The 20,446-nt window shown below is 51.7% G+C and carries 20 protein-coding genes; 12 read left to right on the forward strand and 8 right to left on the reverse strand.

Annotated elements, in window-relative coordinates:
* The first annotated feature begins 81 nt into the window (after positions 1 to 81).
* On the forward strand, positions 82 to 612 hold the full coding sequence (locus tag WDY75_RS00915) for a cysteine hydrolase family protein (RefSeq protein ID WP_063478116.1): 531 nt from the start codon (positions 82 to 84) through the stop codon (positions 610 to 612).
* A gap of 171 nt (positions 613 to 783) precedes the next feature.
* On the opposite strand, the gene WDY75_RS00920 is transcribed toward WDY75_RS00915, so the two are convergent.
* Both WDY75_RS00920 and WDY75_RS00925 read right to left on the reverse strand, forming a co-directional pair.
* Positions 784 to 1,635: a DMT family transporter gene (locus WDY75_RS00920; RefSeq protein ID WP_006207135.1), complete on the reverse strand. Its 852-nt coding sequence runs from the start codon at positions 1,633 to 1,635 to the stop codon at positions 784 to 786.
* The gene (locus tag WDY75_RS00925; RefSeq protein WP_006207134.1) at positions 1,635 to 2,408 is read right to left on the reverse strand and encodes a DeoR/GlpR family DNA-binding transcription regulator; all 774 of its coding nucleotides are present in this window, start codon (positions 2,406 to 2,408) and stop codon (positions 1,635 to 1,637) included. The genes WDY75_RS00920 and WDY75_RS00925 overlap by 1 nt, the downstream gene beginning before the upstream one ends.
* Before the next feature lie 194 nt (positions 2,409 to 2,602).
* On the opposite strand from WDY75_RS00925, the gene WDY75_RS00930 reads away from it, so the two are divergent.
* Positions 2,603 to 3,562 carry a metallophosphoesterase family protein gene (locus WDY75_RS00930; RefSeq protein ID WP_063478115.1) on the forward strand — a complete coding sequence of 320 codons (960 nt, stop codon included), beginning with the start codon at positions 2,603 to 2,605 and terminating at the stop codon, positions 3,560 to 3,562.
* 131 nt (positions 3,563 to 3,693) lie between these two features.
* On the opposite strand, the gene WDY75_RS00935 is transcribed toward WDY75_RS00930, so the two are convergent.
* A complete protein-coding gene (locus tag WDY75_RS00935; RefSeq protein ID WP_006207133.1) occupies positions 3,694 to 4,197 on the reverse strand; it encodes a hypothetical protein in 504 nt (167 codons plus the stop codon).
* Positions 4,198 to 4,418: 221 nt separating this feature from the next.
* Between WDY75_RS00935 and WDY75_RS00940 the strand changes: the two genes are divergently transcribed.
* Positions 4,419 to 5,612: a 3'-5' exonuclease gene (locus WDY75_RS00940; RefSeq protein ID WP_156515034.1), complete on the forward strand. Its 1,194-nt coding sequence runs from the start codon at positions 4,419 to 4,421 to the stop codon at positions 5,610 to 5,612.
* Between the two features lie 133 nt (positions 5,613 to 5,745).
* Positions 5,746 to 6,807, forward strand: coding sequence for a 23S rRNA (adenine(2503)-C(2))-methyltransferase RlmN (gene rlmN / locus WDY75_RS00945; protein ID WP_063478113.1), 1,062 nt, complete (start codon positions 5,746 to 5,748; stop codon positions 6,805 to 6,807).
* Positions 6,808 to 7,017: 210 nt separating this feature from the next.
* On the opposite strand, the gene WDY75_RS00950 is transcribed toward rlmN, so the two are convergent.
* Positions 7,018 to 7,590: a hypothetical protein gene (locus tag WDY75_RS00950; protein ID WP_063478112.1), complete on the reverse strand. Its 573-nt coding sequence runs from the start codon at positions 7,588 to 7,590 to the stop codon at positions 7,018 to 7,020.
* A gap of 197 nt (positions 7,591 to 7,787) precedes the next feature.
* Here WDY75_RS00950 and WDY75_RS00955 point away from each other — a divergent pair, with 197 nt between their 5' ends.
* The 3 genes from WDY75_RS00955 (at position 7,788) to WDY75_RS00965 (ending at position 10,270) form a co-directional block, all read left to right on the forward strand.
* Positions 7,788 to 8,081 (forward strand): DUF6509 family protein, encoded by a 294-nt coding sequence (locus WDY75_RS00955; RefSeq protein WP_063478111.1) that lies wholly within the window; start codon positions 7,788 to 7,790, stop codon positions 8,079 to 8,081.
* Between the two features lie 359 nt (positions 8,082 to 8,440).
* Positions 8,441 to 8,977, forward strand: a complete 537-nt coding sequence (locus WDY75_RS00960; RefSeq protein WP_006207129.1) for a GNAT family N-acetyltransferase — start codon at positions 8,441 to 8,443, stop codon at positions 8,975 to 8,977.
* A gap of 474 nt (positions 8,978 to 9,451) precedes the next feature.
* Positions 9,452 to 10,270, forward strand: coding sequence for a GNAT family N-acetyltransferase (locus WDY75_RS00965; protein ID WP_063478110.1), 819 nt, complete (start codon positions 9,452 to 9,454; stop codon positions 10,268 to 10,270).
* 67 nt (positions 10,271 to 10,337) lie between these two features.
* On the opposite strand, the gene WDY75_RS00970 is transcribed toward WDY75_RS00965, so the two are convergent.
* Positions 10,338 to 11,228 (reverse strand): LysR family transcriptional regulator, encoded by an 891-nt coding sequence (locus WDY75_RS00970; protein WP_063478109.1) that lies wholly within the window; start codon positions 11,226 to 11,228, stop codon positions 10,338 to 10,340.
* 126 nt (positions 11,229 to 11,354) lie between these two features.
* Between WDY75_RS00970 and WDY75_RS00975 the strand changes: the two genes are divergently transcribed.
* The 4 genes from WDY75_RS00975 to WDY75_RS00990 all read left to right on the forward strand — a co-directional run bounded on the left by WDY75_RS00975 (position 11,355) and on the right by WDY75_RS00990 (position 15,923).
* Positions 11,355 to 12,431 carry a branched-chain amino acid aminotransferase gene (locus WDY75_RS00975; protein WP_063478108.1) on the forward strand — a complete coding sequence of 359 codons (1,077 nt, stop codon included), beginning with the start codon at positions 11,355 to 11,357 and terminating at the stop codon, positions 12,429 to 12,431.
* A 128-nt stretch (positions 12,432 to 12,559) separates the two neighbouring features.
* Positions 12,560 to 13,462, forward strand: a complete 903-nt coding sequence (locus WDY75_RS00980; RefSeq protein ID WP_063478107.1) for an AraC family transcriptional regulator — start codon at positions 12,560 to 12,562, stop codon at positions 13,460 to 13,462.
* Positions 13,463 to 13,568: 106 nt separating this feature from the next.
* Positions 13,569 to 14,552 (forward strand): N-acetylglucosamine kinase, encoded by a 984-nt coding sequence (locus tag WDY75_RS00985; RefSeq protein ID WP_063478106.1) that lies wholly within the window; start codon positions 13,569 to 13,571, stop codon positions 14,550 to 14,552.
* Between the two features lie 54 nt (positions 14,553 to 14,606).
* A complete protein-coding gene (locus tag WDY75_RS00990) occupies positions 14,607 to 15,923 on the forward strand; it encodes a 6-phospho-beta-glucosidase (RefSeq protein WP_063478105.1) in 1,317 nt (438 codons plus the stop codon).
* A 117-nt stretch (positions 15,924 to 16,040) separates the two neighbouring features.
* Here WDY75_RS00990 and WDY75_RS00995 read toward each other — a convergent pair whose 3' ends face one another.
* From WDY75_RS00995 to WDY75_RS01005, 3 genes are all read right to left on the reverse strand, one after another.
* Complete coding sequence (locus WDY75_RS00995; RefSeq protein ID WP_063478104.1) at positions 16,041 to 16,982, reverse strand: SDR family oxidoreductase; 942 nt, start codon at positions 16,980 to 16,982, stop codon at positions 16,041 to 16,043.
* Positions 16,979 to 18,076, reverse strand: coding sequence for a mannonate dehydratase (uxuA, locus tag WDY75_RS01000; RefSeq protein WP_036640242.1), 1,098 nt, complete (start codon positions 18,074 to 18,076; stop codon positions 16,979 to 16,981). Before uxuA ends, WDY75_RS00995 begins: the two co-directional genes overlap by 4 nt.
* Positions 18,077 to 18,205: 129 nt before the next feature.
* The gene (locus WDY75_RS01005) at positions 18,206 to 18,883 is read right to left on the reverse strand and encodes a GntR family transcriptional regulator (protein WP_006207120.1); all 678 of its coding nucleotides are present in this window, start codon (positions 18,881 to 18,883) and stop codon (positions 18,206 to 18,208) included.
* An 87-nt stretch (positions 18,884 to 18,970) separates the two neighbouring features.
* On the opposite strand from WDY75_RS01005, the gene uxaC reads away from it, so the two are divergent.
* Positions 18,971 to 20,374, forward strand: coding sequence for a glucuronate isomerase (gene uxaC / locus WDY75_RS01010; RefSeq protein WP_063478103.1), 1,404 nt, complete (start codon positions 18,971 to 18,973; stop codon positions 20,372 to 20,374).
* Positions 20,375 to 20,446 lie beyond the last annotated feature (72 nt).

The following is a 20,446-nucleotide window of genomic DNA, read 5'->3' on the forward strand; positions in this document are numbered from 1 at the left end:
CTAGATTTCTATGTACTTCGCAAGAACATTTGTTCTATAATTGGGGGTGAATAAATCGAATCGTACAGGAGGTTGTTTCTTTTGAAGAAGAGTGCGCTATTGGTCATTGATGTACAGAATGAGATGTTTCATGTGAATGATCCGGTGTATGAAGGGGAGCGATTGCTCTACAATCTCAAGCAGCTCATTGCAAAAGCCAGAAACGGCGGCGTTCCTGTTTTTTACATACAGCATAATGACGAGGGTCTGGTCAAGGGGTCCGACGCGTGGAGAATTAATCCCGAAATAGCGCCCGCGATGTCGGATGTCATCATTCAGAAGACCAGACCGGATTCATTCTATAACACAACGCTTGAAGAAGAACTGAAACGGCAGGATATTGAACATGTGATTCTGGCGGGGATGCAGAGTGAGTTATGCGTAGATACCACGTGCAGGAGAGCGTCCAGTATGGGCTACGCGGTTACCTTGGTGTCGGATGCTCACAGCACCTGGAGTAGTGCGGCGTTAACGGCTCAGCAGATCATAGATTACGAGAATGCTACCCTTAGATGGTTTGCGAGCATCAAGACAACGGAGGAAGTTATCTTTGCGGAAGAAGCCGGCGTATAATCGCCGGCTTTTTTTGGGGTTCTGAGCGTTGTAAGAATACGCTCCTGCTTGGAGCAGGGCGTGAAGCTGCGGCGCATTTTGATAGAGCAAATCAGATTCTGACAAGCGAGAACGGCAGAGCGAGAATCATGAAGAGTTAACACTTTACCAAGATGCAAGCAATCACGATGGTTAACCCCACAGCGCGATGGCGATGATGCCAAACGTGATGAGCATGGACGTGAGGATTCGTCGCCAGCCTTGCTGCTCACGCAGAACGAGGATGCCAAGTATGGTGCCGAATACCGTGCTGATTTCACGAACCGGAGCGATATGTGCAAGCGGGGTAAGCCGCATGGCGAACAGAAACAATAAGTAAGACCCGGGTGCAAGGACGGAGCCAAGCAGGATCGTCCGCCAGTTCACCGACCATTCCTGCTTCAACTGTCCAGCCAGCATAACCGGAATGATCAGTGCGATGAAATAACTGATATTGGATAGCTGGATCAGCGTGACGGGGGAAACCCCCGCATCCAGAATGGCTTTGTCGGTAAGGGTGTATCCCGAAATACAGAGCCCGACCAGGCAGGCGTAGATCAATGCTTTGGGATTCACGCCCGATGGGCCTCTGAACCTCAGACCGGATAAAGCAAATAACGAAAAAGTAATGATACCAAGCCCCATATACCCCAATGGTTTTAACTGTTCATGAAATAACACAAGGCTGCACAGCGAGGTCAACATGGCGCCGAGCCCCCGCATGAACGGATATACCTGAGACATATCGCCATGGGTATACGCTTTGGAGAGCAGCGTAATATAGCAGCCCTGGATTGTCATCGACAGAAGCATCAGGCCGTATATGTGCGGGCTCAGCTGGAGCTTAGACATCTCGATGAGAAAATAAGGCATCAGGAAGATTAAAGTGACCGAGTGGATGCACCACAGAAATACCGATTTATGAATGCTCCGCTTCGTGAACAGATTCCAAAGCGCATGCGTCAGCCCGGATGACAGTACCAGCAGCAGGGATAGCAATTCCATCAGAGATGTCCGATGAGCACTTCAATGCCGCGTGCGGACAGATTGTCCACCCACTCCTGTGAGCAGCCCCGATCCGTAATGACCATGGAGATATCCTCCAGCTTGGCAAGCTTGGCGAATGTGGTGACCCCCAGCTTCGAATGATCCGCGAGAACGATGCCTTCCTCGGCACGCTCCAGCATTTTTCGCGAAATATAGGCTTCGTCCAGATCATAATCGGTAATCCCGTCGGTTAACGAGATGCCGCCGACAGAGATAAACGCTTTATTCACTTTGAACTGCTCCAGCAGCATCTCGGTGAGAGGGCCTGTTGCCGCTTGTTTGGTGCGGTCCATATCACCGCCGATATAAATAATTTTCCCCTGGAAAATTTCCATCGCCAGATTGAGCACAGGCAGCGAGTGGGTGATGACCGTGATATGAGACCGGTCCTTGAGATAACGCATCACCTCAATCGTGGTTGTTCCGTTGTCCAGCAAAATCGTTTCGCCATCCTTGACCAGGGATGCGGCAAGTTGGCCGATAGCGGCCTTCTCTTCAGTCCAAGTCTGGGAACGGCTGGTAAAGGATGGTTCAATATGCTCGGCGCGCGATTTGACGGCACCGCCGTAAACTTTGCGAAGTTTGCCTTCCTTCTCTAAACGGTCCAGATCCCGCCGGATGGTTTCGGCAGATACCTCCAACTGTTCGGCGAGAATGTGGACCTTTACCTTGCCTTCAAGTTCTAATTGATGCAGAATTTTCTCCCTGCGATCTTCGTAAGTAACGGACATCTATTTATTTCACCTCGATATAATGTATGACTGGTATTGACCGATAATATGGATTAATCCTTATATTAGGGTGATAAAATCATAAAGTCAATGAAAAATCATTGACTTTACGAAGTTCCCTCCTCTAATATACACATAAAACCACAACGATGTGTATCAAAACCACATGCCCATATAAAAGGAGGAAATATGCAATGAAGCCAATTCTTCGATTCGGAGACGATCATACCTTCAAAATCGTGCAGTTTACTGATATTCATTGGATGAATGGAGAACCAGAGGATCAGTTGAGCCGACAGTGCATGGATACGGTGCTGGACCTGGAGCAGCCGGACCTGGTCGTGTTTACGGGCGATCTGATCTATTCAGGGGAAGTTGATCCCGGCTCAAGAAGGTGCGAGGATCCGGTGCAGGCCTTCAAGGATGTCGTAGCTTCGGTAGAATCCCGCGGCATCCGCTGGGCTTTTGTATTCGGGAATCACGATACGGAGGGGGATGTGACGCGTGAAGAGCTAATGGATGTCGCTATGCAGCACACCTATAACTGTGCGGAACACGGTTCGGCGGATATTCATGGCGTAGGGAATTACACGCTTCCTATATACGGCAGTAATGGGGACAAGACAGAGGCCGTGCTGTACTTCTTCGACTCAGGGAGAGAGTCCGAACACCCTGCCGTTCCGGGATACGATTGGATCCGACGCGATCAGATCCGGTGGTATGAAATGGCCTCGATGGCTTACAGCGTTAAGCATAGCGGGAAACCGCTGCCGGCATTGGCTTTTTTCCATATCCCTCTGCCGGAGTACCAGGAGGTCTGGGAGCGGAAGACGTGTTACGGCAGCAAGTATGAGAAAGTATGCTGCCCGGAGGTGAATACCGGACTGTTCGCGGCGATGCTCGAAAGAGGCGATGTGCTGGGTACCTTCGCCGGGCATGATCACATCAACGATTATTGGGGCGAACTGCACGGCATCCGTCTCTGTTACGGCAGGGCCACCGGATATGGCACATATGGCCGGGAAGGCATGCTCCGAGGGGCGAGGGTCATTCGCCTGCATGAAGGACAGCGGCAATTTGACACCTGGATCACCCTGGCTAACGGCTCGCAAATAGGAGAGCAGGAGAAGCATGAGCCCGGCGTGTCTGTCTGATTATTACGTATAGCCCCCAATACACCTCTTTAACGATATGCGGGACAATGAACCCGGCGGTTCCATAAGAGGTGTATGAATTGGGTTATTGTACTTGTGCGTTCATGAATATTACTTTGCTTGCTTGAGTATCACTTACTCAAGTTTACCGGCATTTCAACGGCTTTTTCAAAAAGCCATGCAGATAGCTGTTCAAACACCTCGGACTCCCTTTCAACCATTTTGTACATTTTGTTCTGGCCTCTTATAGCATAACCTTTTTGATTCATATCGAGGAAGTAATCATGTAATTCTCCATCACCGTCACGATAAAAAATAGTGAACGCAAACGTCTCTCCTCCATCATTTCTTATGTTTTTGGTGACAAATGATCTTGCTGATCTCGTATACGAAACGGAATCCAGAATGCTCATCCATTGGTTGAGCTCATTATGGTTGTCCTCGAATTCGATTAGGTAAGGTGTTATGTTAGATCCATTCAGGTGATAAAAAAAGATTTTTTCTATTGTAGTAGAATGGCTAATGAGGCTTGTAGCAGGCAAGCGAACCGAGTAATAGTTAATGGTCCAAGAAATTGTTAAGATTATCACTGCACATGTGATCACTAATTTCTGTTGTTTCCTCAGCTTCTTCATAAATTTCCTTTCCTCAATCCCTGTCTTTAGTATTTATTAATCTAAACACTTGATTGGATCACTTGGTTGCAGAAACACCCTGTTTTTGACTGCACATTGGTAAAAAAGAGCGAAGCGTGCTTATTTTTGTTGGAACCGTACATTGGATCAAGCAGGGCGATCCTCCTTTTTGCATTAGATTTGTTGGGAATGATTTTTTGGAAGGTGGGGTGTTGTTGCGGATGAAGGTACAGATGTTGGAGCAAGCTTACGTATTATCGGGGCTGTCCATCAAGGATGTTCTGGAACAAAAGTTCTGTGTATTCGATCTGGAGGCCACCGATGATCAGGTAGAGAACGCGGAGGTCGTGGAAATTGGAGCCGTCCGTATGGACAGTACGGGCATACAAGAAGAGCAGACTTTCCATACGTATATCAAACCATCCGGGCCGATTCCGCAGCCGATCGCAGTCTCGACAGGAATCTATAATGCAGATGTGGAGGGTTCGCCCAGATTCCCGAAGGGGTACGGAATGTTTACCGGTTTTGCTAACGAATGCATCTTTGTCACGTACGGAGGGTATGAGTTTGTTCTGCCGCTGCTCCAGCGTGAGTGTGCCCGGCATGGTCTGCCCGAACCCGCGAATCCCTGTATTGATATCAAGGCAATGTTCGCTGGCCTTCATCCTGAAGTCGAAGATGAGATCACGATGGAGATGATGATGGACTATTACGGATTCGAGACCACAAGTCATAAGAGTGGCAATAGAATCGGAAATTACATGTTGATCGGTCACATATGGATGGATATGATGCAGGAGCTTAAGGCCAGAAGCATCCAACACCTTGAATACCCCGAACCGCTGATCGTCAAAAGATTTCAGCATCCGTCCAAGCGAAGCGTAGATACCGGCTCACGCAAGGTTCGTTTTCCTGCTCTGACGGATTCCCAGCGGAAGATCATGCTCAGTATTCTTGTATTATTCTTTCTTACGATGACTCTAACGGGTATGGTCGATCTATTCACGTTCCGATTGAGATGGAATGGCGGTTTATCCGGCAATGGCAATCCTGCACTCTTGATTGTATTCCTGCTGGTGCCGTTATACACCGTACTTCTGTGCCTGACGGGGGCGGCATCCTGTTACTTTTTCCGGGAAAAAATGAGGGATGGATGGTATTCCGGTGGCATGTTATCTTTCCTTGTCGTGATGACCGGCACCATAAGCTGGTTGGCTGTCGGATATTATTATAGGATCTTTCATGACCTTGTCGGGGCAACATCAGAGTCTGGCTCCACTATATTCCGGTTTGGGGAATGGGATCAGTATTCAAATACGGCCTTTATTAATATTTTTACATACAGTCTGGGCATCTCTCTTTCGTTGTTAATAGGCTATGGGATTGCATTTTTTACACGTAAACAGCGGGGCTGATCTGGTGAGGCCCTGCCCTCAGGAAGCTTAGAACGTGCAGGAAGCGCGAATTGCCTATAACTCCCCTTGTGTTCGCCTCGGAATTTTGGGACAATAAGGAGTGGTGTACTATGAATGGAAAGAGGACCTATCAATGAACAAACCATCCATATATGGATTAACCTTAGATCAGATGACCGCTTGGCTTGGCGAGCGTGGACATAAGAAGTTTCGGGCAACACAGGTGTGGGAATGGCTGTATCGGAAGCGGGTCACTGCTTTTTCGGATATGACGGACGTGCATCCCGAATGCGTGGAGCTGCTCGCGGATCATTATACTATTCTGACCTTGGAAGAGCATACCAAGCAGGAATCGCTGGACGGGACGGTTAAGTTTCTGTTTAAGCTGGTGGACGGCAACCTGATAGAAACCGTATTGATGCGGCATAAATTCGGCTTGTCGGTCTGTGTGACAACTCAAGTGGGCTGCAACATTGGGTGCAGCTTCTGTGCCAGCGGGCTGCTGAAGAAGAGTCGGGATTTATCGGCGGCTGAAATTGTAGAGCAGGTCATGCAGGTTCAGCTACACCTGGATCAGAGAGGCAAGGACGAGCGCGTCAGCCATCTCGTAGTGATGGGGATTGGGGAGCCGTTTGATAACTATGAGAACATGTCGGATTTCATCCGCGTGATCAAGGATCATAAGGGCCTTGCCATCGGACCGCGGCATATCACGGTTTCGACCAGCGGGCTGGCTAACAAAATCGTGGAGTTTGCGGACAGCGATCTCGGCGTGAATCTCGCCATCTCCCTGCATGCGCCGAATGACGAGATTCGTACGCGCATCATGAAGATTAACAAAGCGATTCCGATTCAGAAGCTGATGGCAGCCATTGATTATTATTTGGAAAAAACGAATCGCCGGATCACGCTGGAGTACATTCTGCTGAAAGATGTGAATGACCAGCGCGAGCACGCGCTTGAGCTTGCAGAGCTCGTGGGCGATCGCCGTAACCTGGCGAATGTGAACCTCATTCCGTACAATCCGGTGGATGAGCACAGCCAATATCAGCGGAGTTCGAAGGAATCGATTACCGCATTTTACGATACCCTGAAGAAGCAGGGGATTAGCTGCAGCGTGCGTCTGGAGCATGGCACCGATATTGATGCGGCCTGTGGACAGCTGCGGAGCAAGCAGATCAAGAAAGCACAATAGCCGAGGGCGATGCTGGATACAGCAATCGATCAGGGCTTATCGGGCGAAGAAGAGTATACTCATTCCATGGGTATACTCTTTGCTGTTTCCATGAATTTCTATAACTCGGGATAGAAATAACGGCCCTGAAAAGGGCCGTTATGCCTGCTCTCATACATGTTACGGGAATCAATTGCTCCTGCTCCGTTTCCTTCTTGGACTGCTGATTGCTTAGTAAGCTTTTCTACCGCTATAGGAATGGTGCTTGTGGATCCGGCCGTGTTTTTTGACTTCTTTGTTGATCGCTTTGCCACCGGCTCCGCCTCCGACTGCTTGCTGCTGCCGGGTGCCTTTGCTATCGATGGCCGCGTTGGTTCCGCCTGTGCTGTATTTTCCGGCGCCGCTGGCAATTTGCGTAGCAGAAGCGCTGCTGCCCCGGCTCGGCAGCTTGGCTACCTGTTTGTTGATCACAAACACCACTTCCTTTTGAAGCTGTTTGTGCCGGCCGCGCTTGCTGCGGTGTTTCGAGGAATGATCCCTCGGATCCTTAAGTCCCAGGTTCTTGGCAATGCCGCCCGCGCCTATGCTTTCCTGCTGGAACGTATGCGGGGAGTTGATGGCGGCGTTGCTGCCGGCTGCGCTGCTCTTTCCTGCGCCGCTGGCGATTTGTGTTGTATTGGGAGCATTCGTGAATTGGTCGTTGACGACAACAACAAATCGTCCGATGCCTCCAAGCGGCGAGGTCAGGGAGAAACGCTGGCTGCCCTTCTCGATGGTGATGGTGAGCTGATCCCTTTGAGCCACTTGCCCTCATCTCCTTTTTTGCAGGGTCTATGTTTATACTTTATCGTAGAACATTCATGCTGAGCAGGGTAAGGGGTATATGCCAAGAGACGGACCAATTGAGGAAACGGCCTGTATTCCAGCGGACGGTTAGAGGAATGTATAAGAATTGGGGCTTCGTTGTGTATAATGAGTAAGGTGATAGAAAGGGTGGGAATATGCTGACAATTAAAGAATACAGCGTGGAGTTGGTCAAAGATCCGTTCGGAATCTTAACCGGCAAACGCTTTGAATTTGTATGTGATCTGGACGTTCCGGAGGATGATGAGCTTTATTCGGAGCAGGGCATTTACTTAAGGGTGATTTTTCTGGATGACGAGGAGCGCTCGCGTATCGTCAAGTACGATTTTTATGAGCGGACCACGGATCAGTATCTGGACTTCGATATGGAACCCGAAGAAGAAGAACAGCTTACCGCTTTTTGCAAAGAGCATTTGCAAGAGGAAGGTTAGAGCCGAGCCGGAAGCATTGTGAAAAGGCACCCTCGGGGGTGTCTTTTTTTCATTTTTACACAGCAGATTTATCGTTCAGCGGTAATTCAAGACATACAGGCGTATTCCTTAAAATCAAGAGCCAGACTATGCATACAATCGGTTCGCTATTTGCATGATATAAAATAACAGAATTCAACATAATTTTGGATGAGCTGTAGGTCATATACTGAAAACATGGTGAAATAGAGGATAGGGTTACCATATTTTCACCCTATTCGTAACGCAATTTACATACCTGTAAACCTCTTTGAAGATTAAATATGTTATCCTAGACATACTAACCTTACATACATCATTCATTAGGGAGGGGATTGACCGTGAATATTGAGGTACGTTTATGCCCGAAGGAACAGTCATTTATTCTGCATAACATCTATCCACTGTACTTGCATGACATTGCTGAGATATGGGGGGTCCGCCCTAACCGGTTCGGTGTATTCGAGAAAGAGGATGTGCCAACCCTGAGCGAACAGACCAAGCAGCTCGATGTTTGGTGGGAGCAGCCATCGGTTCTTTTTCCTTATTTGATCAGTGTGGATGGCATTGCGGCAGGGCTGGCGCTGGTGGCGACAACACCGTACATTCCATCACCGAATATCCAGTATTATTTGAATGACTTTTTTGTGCTTCGGACTTTTCGAAGACAAGGTGTAGCTCAACGTGCGGCTGAGCTTGTGTTCGATCATTTCCAAGGTGCATGGGAGCTTCAGACGAATCCGACCGAGCGTAATATGAGCACTCAGATTTTTTGGCGCAAAACGCTGAATACGTACACGGGCGGAAGGTATACGGAGCATGATGGCGTCCATCCTGAGAAGGGGGATATGCTGGTATTCCGTTTTAATAACAAATAGATCGGGAAACTCCAAGTATTTCTTCTATGTTGGGATAGGGGCTTGACAGCTAGGTGAGGCCGGGATTACACTGAGTAAAATTTTGTGAAAAAATGCTTGGATGAGGACGCCTGAATCGTAAATGAAGCTGAAATCAGAGAGCTGCTGGATGGTGCGAAGCAGTCAGCGGCGATGAATGGCCATCACCTCGGAGCAGATCTGCCGATGATTGAGGTCTTGAGGTGGATCCGGGAACTCCCTGCCGTTATCATGGGGCATCATTGATGGATGGTGATTAGAGCGCGTGCCGGTTTGATCGGCGCGAATCAGGGTGGTAACGCGGAGCGAGGCTCCGTCCCTACAAGGGACGGGGTTTTTTTGTGTTTCCAGGGTCATCGTACGCGCAACGCACAAGCGCACAATGCTTGATGACGGATGGATTCAGCTCCAACAGCTGGCAAACAGGATTGATCCTGGGAGAGAGGGAGTGTACAAATGCTTGGGAAGTTGATGCCACGGGACGAGGTGCTGTATGGAGCGGATTTTATTCAGGATGAGGTCTCGTACAATCTGATCCATCTCATAACTGAATCGACGCAGAATGTTGGTCTGAAATCGCTGGATGGACGCATGATCCTTGCGCAGTCTCCCCGTGGGAACGCCTGGTTATGGTTAGCCCGGGAGGTCACAGACGAAGAACGTCAAGACTTGTTGCAAGAGCTGGTGAGGGAGCTGGGAGAGGCTGCACTGCCTGGAGTGACCGGAGAGCCGGACGTGGCGGAGCAGTTTGCAAGGATTTATGCGGACGCCCATAACGTGGCCTGCCGTCATCATATGACGATGGAATGTTACCATGCTCCCATCGTGAAGAGGCCTCTGCATGTAGAGGGTGCAATTAGGCTTGCCGCACCCGAGGATACGCAGCAGGTGGCCCGGTTTCTGGTAGGCTTCTCGGAAGATGCTTACGGTGTGCGCGCGAATGCGGCAAGCCAGGTCGTGGCAGCGGAGCGCCTCATTAAACAAGGCGGACTCTATGTATGGATTGCCGGTGATCAAACGGTATCCATGGCCAACATCGCGCACCGGTCACCAAGACACGGACGGATAAATGCCGTATACACTCCGAGAAATGAACGGAAAAAAGGATATGCCAGCGCGTTGGTGGCCGAACTTGGACTTGTCCTGAGGCAGGATGGCCTGGTCCCCATGCTGTATGCCGATCAGGCCAACCCGGACTCCAATCGGGTGTACCGAAAGATCGGATTTAACCGGTGCGGGACGATTCGTGACTTCAAGTTTGTTAACCATGAATAACGAATCCTTGAATGTCGCCCGCCACGGCTTGGACAAAGCCGGGGCAGACGGCAGGCGCCAACAAATGTTATTCTATAAAGGTATCTAGAAAATGCCGGGCCCGATTGGACAGTACATGATCCTTGAGCCAGACAATGCCGACGTCGGACTGAAAATCAGCGCTTGTGATGGACAGTGTCCGGATGTTGGGGATCGCGAATGAGGACATGACCGATTCGGGTAAAATGGTGGTACCAATACCTTCAGCTACCAAGGCCAGAATAATGGCGACGCTGGAACATTCACATATGACACGCGGTTCAAGTCCGCCGCGCTTGAATTCTTGTATGACCCGCTCATGCATCCCGATCGTCTGATCGGTCTTTAAGGACAGGAACGGATAATCCGCCAGCTCGCGCATCGAGATTTCGGACAGGGCGGCAGTGCTTTCCCAACTGCTGGGAAGGACCGCCACGAAGGGGTCCGAAGGCAAGGGCTGCACAGCATATCGCTCAGGCCCGAAGCTGGATTCGAAGGGGAGGCGGGTTACCGCCAGCTCAATGTTGCGTTTGTCGAGCTGATCTGCCAGCAGGGAATGATCCCCTTCCCGAATCTTGAAGGTGACCTCCGGATAGTGCTGCCGGAAGATATGGATCCGCTGCGGCAGGAGAGAAATGCAGGATACGACGGCGCCGATGGAGAGCATGCCGCGGACTCCTGCGTGAATCTCTTTCACCTCGGTTAGCGTTTCATTAAACTGGTTTAGCAGGGATGCCGCCCTGTTCTGCAGAAGCTCGCCTGCATGCGTCAGCTGCAGCTGCTTGCCGCTGCGGTCAAACAGCGTAACGCCAAGCTCCTCCTCCATCAGCTTCAGCTGACGGCTTAACGGAGGCTGCTCCATGTTCAGCTGTTTCGCTGCACGCGTGATCTGTCCTTCCTGCGCAATCGTCAGGAAATATCGTAGCTGCCGGATATCCATGCTCTCTACCTCCTCTCCATACCCAAAAGGTATGGTATCCCTATAAATCAGATATTTTTAATATAGGGTATCGATTGATATGATTCAACTAATAAAAACGTTTGCAGATTAAGGAGATGTGTGTACATGACTTACACGATACCCGTGGAATTAACGAATACCCCGAAGGCGAAGCCGAGCCATCATAAACAGGCCTTCGGCACTGTGTTTACGGATCATATGTTTATTCTCGACTATGACGCCGGCAAAGGCTGGCACGATCCCCGTGTCATTCCTTATCAGCCTATTGAATTGGATCCTGCTGCGAAGGTATTTCATTATGGCCAGACGGTATTTGAAGGCTTGAAGGCTTATCTGACAGAAGATCAGCGGATTCTTATGTTCCGTCCAGGCAAAAATATTCAGCGGCTTAACTTGTCCAATCATCGCCTCAGCATCCCGGCACTCGACGAAGAACTGGTGATGGAGGCACTCAAACAGCTGGTGCTCGTGGATCGCGACTGGATTCCATCCGAGCCGGGAACATCGCTCTATATCCGCCCGTTTGTCATTGCAACCGAGCCGGTGCTTGGTGTAGCGCCGTCCCTGCAATACAAGTTCATGATCATCCTGTCGGTTGTCGGCTCGTATTATGCGGAAGGCATTAATCCGGTGAGCATTTATGTCGAGCCGAAATATGTACGCGCGGTAGCCGGAGGAGTGGGTAACGCCAAGACGGCAGGCAACTATGCGGCAGGCTTGAAGGCACAGGATGAAGCCACCCTGAAGGGATATTCCCAGGTGTTATGGCTCGACGGCGTGCACCGCAAATATATTGAGGAAGTCGGCAGCATGAATGTGTTCTTCAAGCTTGGCGACACAGTGGTGACCCCGGCACTGAACGGAAGCATCCTGGACGGGGTTACCCGGAACTCGGTCATTCAGCTGCTCCAGCATTGGAACATTCCTGTGGAAGAACGTGCGCTTTCCATTGATGAGATCGTGGAAGCCCATCGCAGCGGATTGCTGACCGAAGCATTTGGAACCGGCACGGCAGCGGTTATTTCACCCATCGGCTCCCTGGAGTGGGAAGACGAGCAATTGGTGATTGGCGAGGGAGCAACGGGCGAACTCTCCAGACGTGTATATGATGCGATCACGGGCATCCAGCTTGGAACGGCGGAGGACCCGTTCGGCTGGGCCGTTGAGCTTACATTATCTTAATGAACTTTAAAAGGACTTGCTTCAGGCGGCACACTGCTTGAAGTTGAGTCCTTTTTTTCTTGCCGCGGCTCATGGTACGATGTGGGTAAATCACGAACTCGTATCGATATTGAGGGCCATGGAGGTGAATGTGTGTGAATCGTCCGCAGAGCGTTGTTCCGGATGCCATCGTTTTTACGAATGCTGCCTTTCCTTTCACTGCATCGACCACGCACGGTATATTTGCCGGAGCCCAGCGCCTGCATTGGCACCATGCTCTGGAGCTTAACTATATTCGCAGCGGCATCGGATTTATTCTGATCAACGGGATGAAGCTGCCTTTTCAGCAGGGGGACATTATTTTCATTAACAGCAATGATCTGCACCGGGCCTATGAAACGGAGAACCTCGTCATGGATGTCATTATGTTCGAGCCTTCGCTGCTGTCCATTGATCTCAAGTTCGATCCGGATTTGATGGCTCCGTTCCGTTCGCTGGGGAACGTGGACCGGCAGTCTCCGGTCCACGATGAATTGGCCCTGCTGCTCCGGCGCATGATGGACGAGAATGAAGCGCGGGGCACCTCTTACATGAGTCTGATCCGTTCGGATCTGATTCGATTCCTTAGTTTGGCGAACCGCCACCTGTCAACTCCGATCCAGGAGAACCGACCGATCAAGGGCAGGGGAATGCACGCGTTAAAAGAAGTCCTGCGCACGATGGAGCTTCACCTGGATTACGGCTGGACGCTGCAGGAGCTGTCGGATTTGACACACCTGAGTCCTTCCCGGTTCAGCGCACTCTTCCAGCAGGCGGTTGGAACGTCCCCGCACCATTACCTGATCCAGCTGCGCCTAACCCATGCCGTGCATCTGCTGGAGACAACCGATCAGAAGATCATTGAGATTGCGGAAACCTGCGGATTTCGGAATTTGTCCAACTTCAACCGCTTGTTCAAGCAGCATGTCGGGGCATCGCCAAGCGAAATTCGGGAGCACGCGTATGCGGGCCGTCCCGTTATTCCTTCAACCACGAAGCCTGAGAAACAGTAAGATAGTATCACACCTCGATGGTATAGCAGTAGATGGAGCACGGTGGAAGCGGTATCTTGGATATATACCACCATGATGCCGCTATAGGCGGGTAGGAGTGAAGTCCATGAGTTTGTATCTGGGTGTAGATGCCGGCGGCAGCAAGACGCACGCTGTAATCTGTGATGAACAAGGGAACATTCTTGGCAAGGGGGCTTCTGGTAACGGTAATCACCAGATTCACCGTGAACATGCGGCCCGTAACATTGAGGAAGCCTGTGATGCAGCTCTTCAACAGGCTGGTGCTGCCAAAGAAGATATAAGTTATGCCTATTTCGGCTTGGCTGGAGCGGACCGGGAAGCAGATTATGAGATTCTGCGCCCCATGATCGGAGCGCTGGGCTATGCCAGACATGGTATCGCATGCGATACCATTATCGGTATGCGGGCAGGAACGAGCCGTCCATATGGAGCTGCATTGATCTGCGGTACGGGCTTTAACAGCGCGGCGCGCAATCGCGCGGGAGCAGAGCTTCAGTATGGGGGCTTTGGATTCCTGTATGGAGACGGATACGCAGGCGGTTCGGGGTTCGCGAAGCTGGCCTTCCGGGCGGTTATTCGGGCTTGGGACGAGCGGGGACCGGCAACTTTATTGACTTCGCTCGTTCTGGAGCAGATGGGATATGCGTCCGTGGAACCGATGTACGAGGATGTTCTCTACGGTAAATCTTCGGTTCCGCCAAGCCTGGTGAAAACCTTGTTCCAGGCAGCCGAAGCCGGCGACGAGGTAGCGACCCGGATTCTTCAGAACGAAGGCGAAGAGCTGGCCAATGCGGTATGCACGCTCATCCGGCGGCTGGATATGACCGATGAAGCCTTTGACATTGTCTATATCGGCAGTGTGCTGAACAGACCGAACAGCTCCATTTTGACGGATGCGATTGAACGGGTCGTTGCAGTCCGTGCACCGCATGCAGCATGTGTAAGACTGACCTCCGATCCGGTTTCCGGCGCACTTCTCTGTGCGATGGATGCCGATGGGGTTACCGTGGCTGCAGAGACGGAAGCCAAACTGAAGGCTTTTACGTTCGAACAGGTAACCACGGCCTGACCAGCTTAGCGATGGAATAGATCATATGGATATCATATCTTGGAGGCGATGAACATGGCAGCAGGATTGAAGATAGCGGTCATTGGGGGAGGGTCCTCGTACACCCCGGAAATTGTTGAAGGTTTCATTCGCAATTATGAGCAGATGCCGATTCGTGAACTATGGTTCGTAGATATTGAAGAGGGCAAGCATAAGCTGGAGATCGTAGGAAATCTGGCGAAGCGCATGGTAAAAGAGTCCGGCCTGCCGATTGAGGTTCATCTCACACTGGATCGCAGACAAGCGATAGCAGGCGCTGACTTTGTAACGACTCAGATGCGTGTCGGCTTGCTGGCCGCACGTAAACAGGATGAGCATATTCCGATTATGCATGGTGTCATCGGTCAGGAGACGACGGGTCCGGGAGGAATGCTGAAGGCACTGCGCACTGTTCCTGTCATTCTGGACATCTGCCGCGATATCGAGGAGCTGGCGCCGAATGCGTGGATGCTTAACTTTACGAATCCGGCCGGAATTGTAACCGAGGCTGTTGCGAAGCACAGCAAGGTCAAGTCCGTAGGACTGTGCAACTCCCCGATTAACTTCCAGAAGTTTCTCGCGGCTGAATATGGCGTGTCCGAGAAGGATGTTCTAGCCGAGTTTGTTGGCATCAACCATCTTCACTGGGTGACCTCGGCCATCGTCAACGGCGAAGAGAAGATGCCGGAGCTGCTGGACGGCGGCAAGTCGTATACGGCCAAGAACGTGCCGACCTTTGGATGGGATGCCGACTTCATCCGTTCGCTGGGAGCCATTCCGACGTATTACCTTAAATACTTCTACATGACGGATACGATGCTCGCGGATATGAAGGCATCACTGGAGAAGGACGGGACCCGAGCGGACGTGGTTAGCCGGGTAGAGCAGGAGCTGTTCGAGCTCTACAAGGACGAGAATTTGGCGGAGAAGCCGAAGCAGCTGGAGCAGCGGGGCGGTGCTTACTATTCCGAAGCGGCTGTTAACCTGATGACCTCGATCTACAATGACCGCCATGATATCCAGACATTGAATGTGTCCAATGGAAACATCTACGACTTCCTGCCTGCGGATGCCAGCATTGAGATCAACTGCGTGGTGACAGGCCAGGGCCCAATTCCACTCGTACCGCAAAAGGTTCCTTCCCATGTAAAAGGGCTGATGCATGCGGTGAAAGTGTACGAACAATTAACGATTGAAGCCGCCATTACCGGTGATCGCGGCATTGCTCTGCAAGCGCTGGTTCATCATCCGCTGGTACCGTCCGTGACGGTAGCGAAGCAGCTGCTCGATGAGATGCTGGAGGCGAACAAGAAATATTTGCCGACCTTTTTTAAGCCGGAGGCTGTGCTGTAAATCGAGTGGGGATACCACTCCACATAAGAAACAACGCTTATATTTAGTAAAAAAGGGCCTTCCCAAGATCAGATAATCTTGGGAAGGCCTTTTGCTGATGAAACCGTATGCGATTCGTTATACGCCGGAATAAGCCATGAAACCGCCGTCCACAGGGATCACCGTTCCCGTGACGAACCCGGAGGTCTGATCGTCCACGAGCCAGAGCAGCGTACCGAGCAGATCCTCGGGTACGCCGAACCGTCTCATGGGAGTATGCGAGATGATTTTATGAGAGCGTTCGGTTAGCGAACCATCGCTATGGGTCAGCAGGTTGCGGTTCTGCTCGGTCAGGAAGAAGCCAGGCGCAATCGCGTTCACACGAATGCCCGATTCCGCGAGATGAACCGACAACCACTGCGTGAAGTTGTTGATGGCCGCTTTGGCTGCGCTGTAAGCCGGAACCTTGGTCATCGGGCTTGGCGCGCTCATGGACGAGACGTTCAGCACGACGGCCCCGGGACGCCCCAGCATCCCCTCCGCAAAGATTTGCGTCGGAATGAGGGTGCCGATGAAGTTCAGGTCGAACACGCTGCGGAAGCCCGGCACGCTTAACCCGAAGAACGTTGTAACCTCCGGATCCGGCGCCCCCGCATCTTCCGGCCGGTAGATTTCATGGGTTGTGTTGGCATCCTTACGGTTGCCGCCGGCTCCATTAATGAGGATATCGCAGGGGCTATAGGCTTCGCGTACAGCCTTCTCGGCTTCGCGGACGCTCTCAACATCCGTCACGTCGCACGGAACGGCAATCGCAGCACCGCCGGCGGCGATAATCTCGTCGGCCACCTGCTGGCCCTTCGAGGCCGTGCGATTCAAGACAGCCACCTTGGCGCCTTGCCGTCCCAGTTCAAGGGCCATCGCCCGGCACAGCACCCCGGAGCCGCCCGTAATGACAACCGTCTTTCCCTTTAGTGACGGATGGAGCGGAAGTGACGGGGTATTTTGCGGCGTGTCTTCAGGGATAGCTTCTCCTGATCCTGGCCCGGAAGCTCCTGCAACATGAATATGAACCTCGCTCATTGAACAGCCTCCTTCCGCTCGGCTGCGCTCTCTGCACGCTCACGGCTGTATGCGTCCCACAGCCCCCACAGATACATAATGCCTAAGGCCCGGTCATACAGACCGTAACCCGGGCGGCATTGCTCACCCCAGATATGCCGTCCGTGATCGGGTCTTACATATCCGGTGAAACCGTTGTCATGATAAGCCTGCACAATACCGGATATATCCACGGTCCCGTCTTCGGTCCGGTGCGACGTCTCCATGAAATCGCCATTCTCGTAGACGCGGACATTTCGGATATGCGCGAATGGAATCCGGTCATGGAACTCGTGGATCATGGAGACGATATCGTTGTCCGGATTGGCGCCGAGCGACCCGCTGCACAGGGTCAGGCTGTTCGCCGGGCTGTCATACAGATGGAGGAATCTGCGCAGATTCTCCTGACTGGTGATGATTCGCGGCAGACCGAAGATCGGCCAAGGCGGATCATCCGGATGAATGGCCATTCGAATGCCATTCTTCTCGGCAGCCGGAATGACGGCGCTTAAGAAATATTCAAGGTTGCTCCACAGATCTTCCTCGGTAACGCCGCGGTAAGCCTCGAATAAGGACGTCAGATGCGCCAATCGCTCCGGCTCCCAGCCTGGCATGGTCAGGGTGCTGTTCCGGTTGATCGTCTGAACCAGCTCCATCGGGTCGGTGCCGTGGATCTTGGCCTTCTCGAAGAAGAGAGCCGTGGATCCATCCGGCGCCTGCTTGTGAAGATCAGTTCTAGCCCAGTCGAACACCGGCATGAAATTGTAGCAGATGACTTTGACGCCGACCTGACCCAATTTCTCAATCGTCCGGATGTAATTGGCTATGTATTGGTCGCGTGATGGGAGGCCGAGCTTGATATCCTCGTGGACATTCACGCTTTCCACGACGTCCACATGAAGTCCGTACGCTTTAGCTTGGTCCACAACTTCTCCAATTCGCTCCATCGGCCATTCTTCACCGACAGGAATATCGTGAAGTGCCCATACGATGCCCTCCACGCCGGGAATTTGTTTAATCTGATCCAGCGAGACCGTATCATTACCCTCGCCGAACCACCTGAATACCATGCGCATTTCTTCACCGCCTTTATAAGTTTAAGGAGTTAACGCAACAGCTGCCGGAAATCTGCAATTACGATGGTACAGCCAAGATGGAAGGCTGCGGACGGACAAGGAGGTGCACCCGCACCCGCCGCTTATGCCTTATTTAAAATAATCGGGATGCTTTTCTTTCAGCACAGCCAGATTGGAGATGATCAGGCTGAGATGTTCCTGCATCTCACGCTCTGCATGATCAGCGTCATGGCGCCGGATCGCGTCCACGATCTCCCGATGCTGCTCGTACAGGTTGGTCCAATTCGGATCGGCGGACAGCCATAACATCCGGCTCCGGTTCAGATGAGCATTCATCTGCTGCAGCACATTCCAGGTACCTACCTTGCGGCAGCCTTCAAACAAAATCCGGTGAAAGGTTTCATCCAGTTCAAACATATGCTTGCCGTCATGTTTCTCGATGCTCTCGCTTTGCTCGGACAGATTCCGTTCCAGCTCAAGAAGTTTATCCTCCGGAAAGCTCTCGCAGGCAAGACGGACGACAGCCTTCTCAAGCTGCTCCCGCATGAAGCGGGCTTCCTCGACCAGCTCCGAATCAATGAGCGAGACCCGCGTGCCGCGCTGGGGAAGCACAACAACAAGGTCCTCCTGAGCCAGGCGGACAAAGCTTTCCCGCACCGGTGTTCGGCTAACTTCGAATGAAAGGGAAACCTCCTTCTCGGATAGAGCGGTTCCGGGGGGGAGCTCGAGACTCACAATTTGCTGCTTAAGCTGGGAGTACACGATATGTCCGGCCGACCCTGGCTGTAAACGCAAAGATTCTACCACGGCATCACCTCCTAATGTATTCCATACTACCATACTTGTATGGTAGTATGGAACTGAAAATCTAAATAAGAATCGGAGGGCAATCACATGAGCCGTTTGGATACGGAAAATCTGCTGCTGAACAGCAACAGTGCCAAGAAACTTTTTTATGATTATGCGGAAGGCATGCCGATATTCGATTATCACAATCATCTAAACCCGAAGGATATCGCGATCAACCGGCAATTCGATAACCTGACAGAGATATGGCTGGAGGGAGATCATTACAAATGGAGAGCCATGCGCTGGCTCGGTGTCAACGAAGAGCTGATTACAGGCAGTGCAAGCCCGGAAGAGAAGTTTATGGCCTGGGCAGGCTGCGTTCCGCGTCTGGTCGGCAATCCACTGTATCACTGGACGCATCTGGAGCTGGCGCGTTACTTCGGGGTTCAGGAGCGGCTAACCTCAGGCAATGCCAGGGAAATCTGGGAGACCTGCAATGAACAGCTCAAGAGTCCTTCCTTACGGGCAGGCGGGATTCTGGATAAATTCAAAGTGAAAGTAGCCTGCACCACGGATGATCCGCTCGATTCGCTGGAGTTCCACCGTGCCATTCGGGAGAACGGGGAATTGACCACCATCGTAGCGCCTGCATTCCGTCCGGATCGGGTGCTGGACCTGACCCATCCCGATTTCACCTCCTATGTGGAGACACTGGGATCCACGGCAGATCAAGCTGTAGATACCTACCAGGAATTGCTGGAAGCTCTGCAGCATCGGATACAATATTTCCACGATCATGGCTGCCGCCTGTCGGATCACGGCTTTGGCAGTTTTCCTTATGAACCGGCAGGGGAGAAAGAGGTTGCAGACATTTACGGCAAAGCCATCAGCGGTCTCAGCATAACGCCGCTCGAAGAACGGAAATACCGCACGCATACCCTGCTTAAGCTGGGCGAGATGTATCACGCGATGGGCTGGACCATGCAGCTGCATATTGGGGCGATCCGGAACAATAATGCGCGTATGTTCGCGAAGATCGGCAAGGATAGCGGGTATGACTCGATTATGGATTTTCATCTGGCAGAGAGCCTGAACGGATTCCTGAGCAGACTCGACAGCAGCGATCAGCTTCCGCAAACGATTGTATACAGCTTGTATTCGTCTCATTACGAAATGCTGGCTACCACGATCGGGAATTTCCAGGCGGCTGGCGTTGAGGGCAAGCTTCAGCTCGGGTCGGCCTGGTGGTTCCACGATCAGAAGGAAGGCATGCTGAAGCAGCTTACCGCGCTGTCTTCCATGGGGCTCATCAGCACCTTTGTCGGCATGCTGACGGATTCACGGAGCTTCATGTCGTTCCCAAGGCATGAATATTTCCGGCGAGTGCTGTGCCGTCTGTTCGGGGACTGGATCAAGGAAGGGGAGGTACCCGCGGATTACGATTATATCGGTGCCATTATCCAGGATATCTGCTACCTTAATGCCGAGCGTTATTTTCAAATTCGTTGACAATTTCGCGCAGAGCATGAACAATAGACTTACTATATGAAAGCGTTTGCCGACTGACGGATAGGCATGGGT

The organism is Paenibacillus glucanolyticus (assembly GCF_037333485.1).
Lineage (GTDB): Bacteria > Bacillota > Bacilli > Paenibacillales > Paenibacillaceae > Paenibacillus_AQ > Paenibacillus_AQ glucanolyticus.

Excerpts from the sequence above, each read along its gene's own strand:
- WDY75_RS00920 (WP_006207135.1), bottom strand. The coding sequence starts at position 1,635 with ATGGAATTGCTATCCCTGCTGCTGGTACTGTCATCCGGGCTGACGCAT.
- WDY75_RS00925 (WP_006207134.1), bottom strand. The coding sequence starts at position 2,408 with ATGTCCGTTACTTACGAAGATCGCAGGGAGAAAATTCTGCATCAATTA.
- WDY75_RS00930 (WP_063478115.1), top strand. The coding sequence starts at position 2,603 with ATGAAGCCAATTCTTCGATTCGGAGACGATCATACCTTCAAAATCGTG.
- WDY75_RS00935 (WP_006207133.1), bottom strand. The coding sequence starts at position 4,197 with ATGAAGAAGCTGAGGAAACAACAGAAATTAGTGATCACATGTGCAGTG.
- WDY75_RS00940 (WP_156515034.1), top strand. The coding sequence starts at position 4,419 with ATGAAGGTACAGATGTTGGAGCAAGCTTACGTATTATCGGGGCTGTCC.
- rlmN (WP_063478113.1), top strand. The coding sequence starts at position 5,746 with ATGAACAAACCATCCATATATGGATTAACCTTAGATCAGATGACCGCT.
- WDY75_RS00955 (WP_063478111.1), top strand. The coding sequence starts at position 7,788 with ATGCTGACAATTAAAGAATACAGCGTGGAGTTGGTCAAAGATCCGTTC.
- WDY75_RS00965 (WP_063478110.1), top strand. The coding sequence starts at position 9,452 with ATGCTTGGGAAGTTGATGCCACGGGACGAGGTGCTGTATGGAGCGGAT.
- WDY75_RS00970 (WP_063478109.1), bottom strand. The coding sequence starts at position 11,228 with ATGGATATCCGGCAGCTACGATATTTCCTGACGATTGCGCAGGAAGGA.
- WDY75_RS00975 (WP_063478108.1), top strand. The coding sequence starts at position 11,355 with ATGACTTACACGATACCCGTGGAATTAACGAATACCCCGAAGGCGAAG.
- WDY75_RS00980 (WP_063478107.1), top strand. The coding sequence starts at position 12,560 with ATGTGTGTGAATCGTCCGCAGAGCGTTGTTCCGGATGCCATCGTTTTT.
- WDY75_RS00985 (WP_063478106.1), top strand. The coding sequence starts at position 13,569 with ATGAGTTTGTATCTGGGTGTAGATGCCGGCGGCAGCAAGACGCACGCT.
- WDY75_RS00990 (WP_063478105.1), top strand. The coding sequence starts at position 14,607 with ATGGCAGCAGGATTGAAGATAGCGGTCATTGGGGGAGGGTCCTCGTAC.
- WDY75_RS00995 (WP_063478104.1), bottom strand. The coding sequence starts at position 16,982 with ATGAGCGAGGTTCATATTCATGTTGCAGGAGCTTCCGGGCCAGGATCA.
- uxuA (WP_036640242.1), bottom strand. The coding sequence starts at position 18,076 with ATGCGCATGGTATTCAGGTGGTTCGGCGAGGGTAATGATACGGTCTCG.
- uxaC (WP_063478103.1), top strand. The coding sequence starts at position 18,971 with ATGAGCCGTTTGGATACGGAAAATCTGCTGCTGAACAGCAACAGTGCC.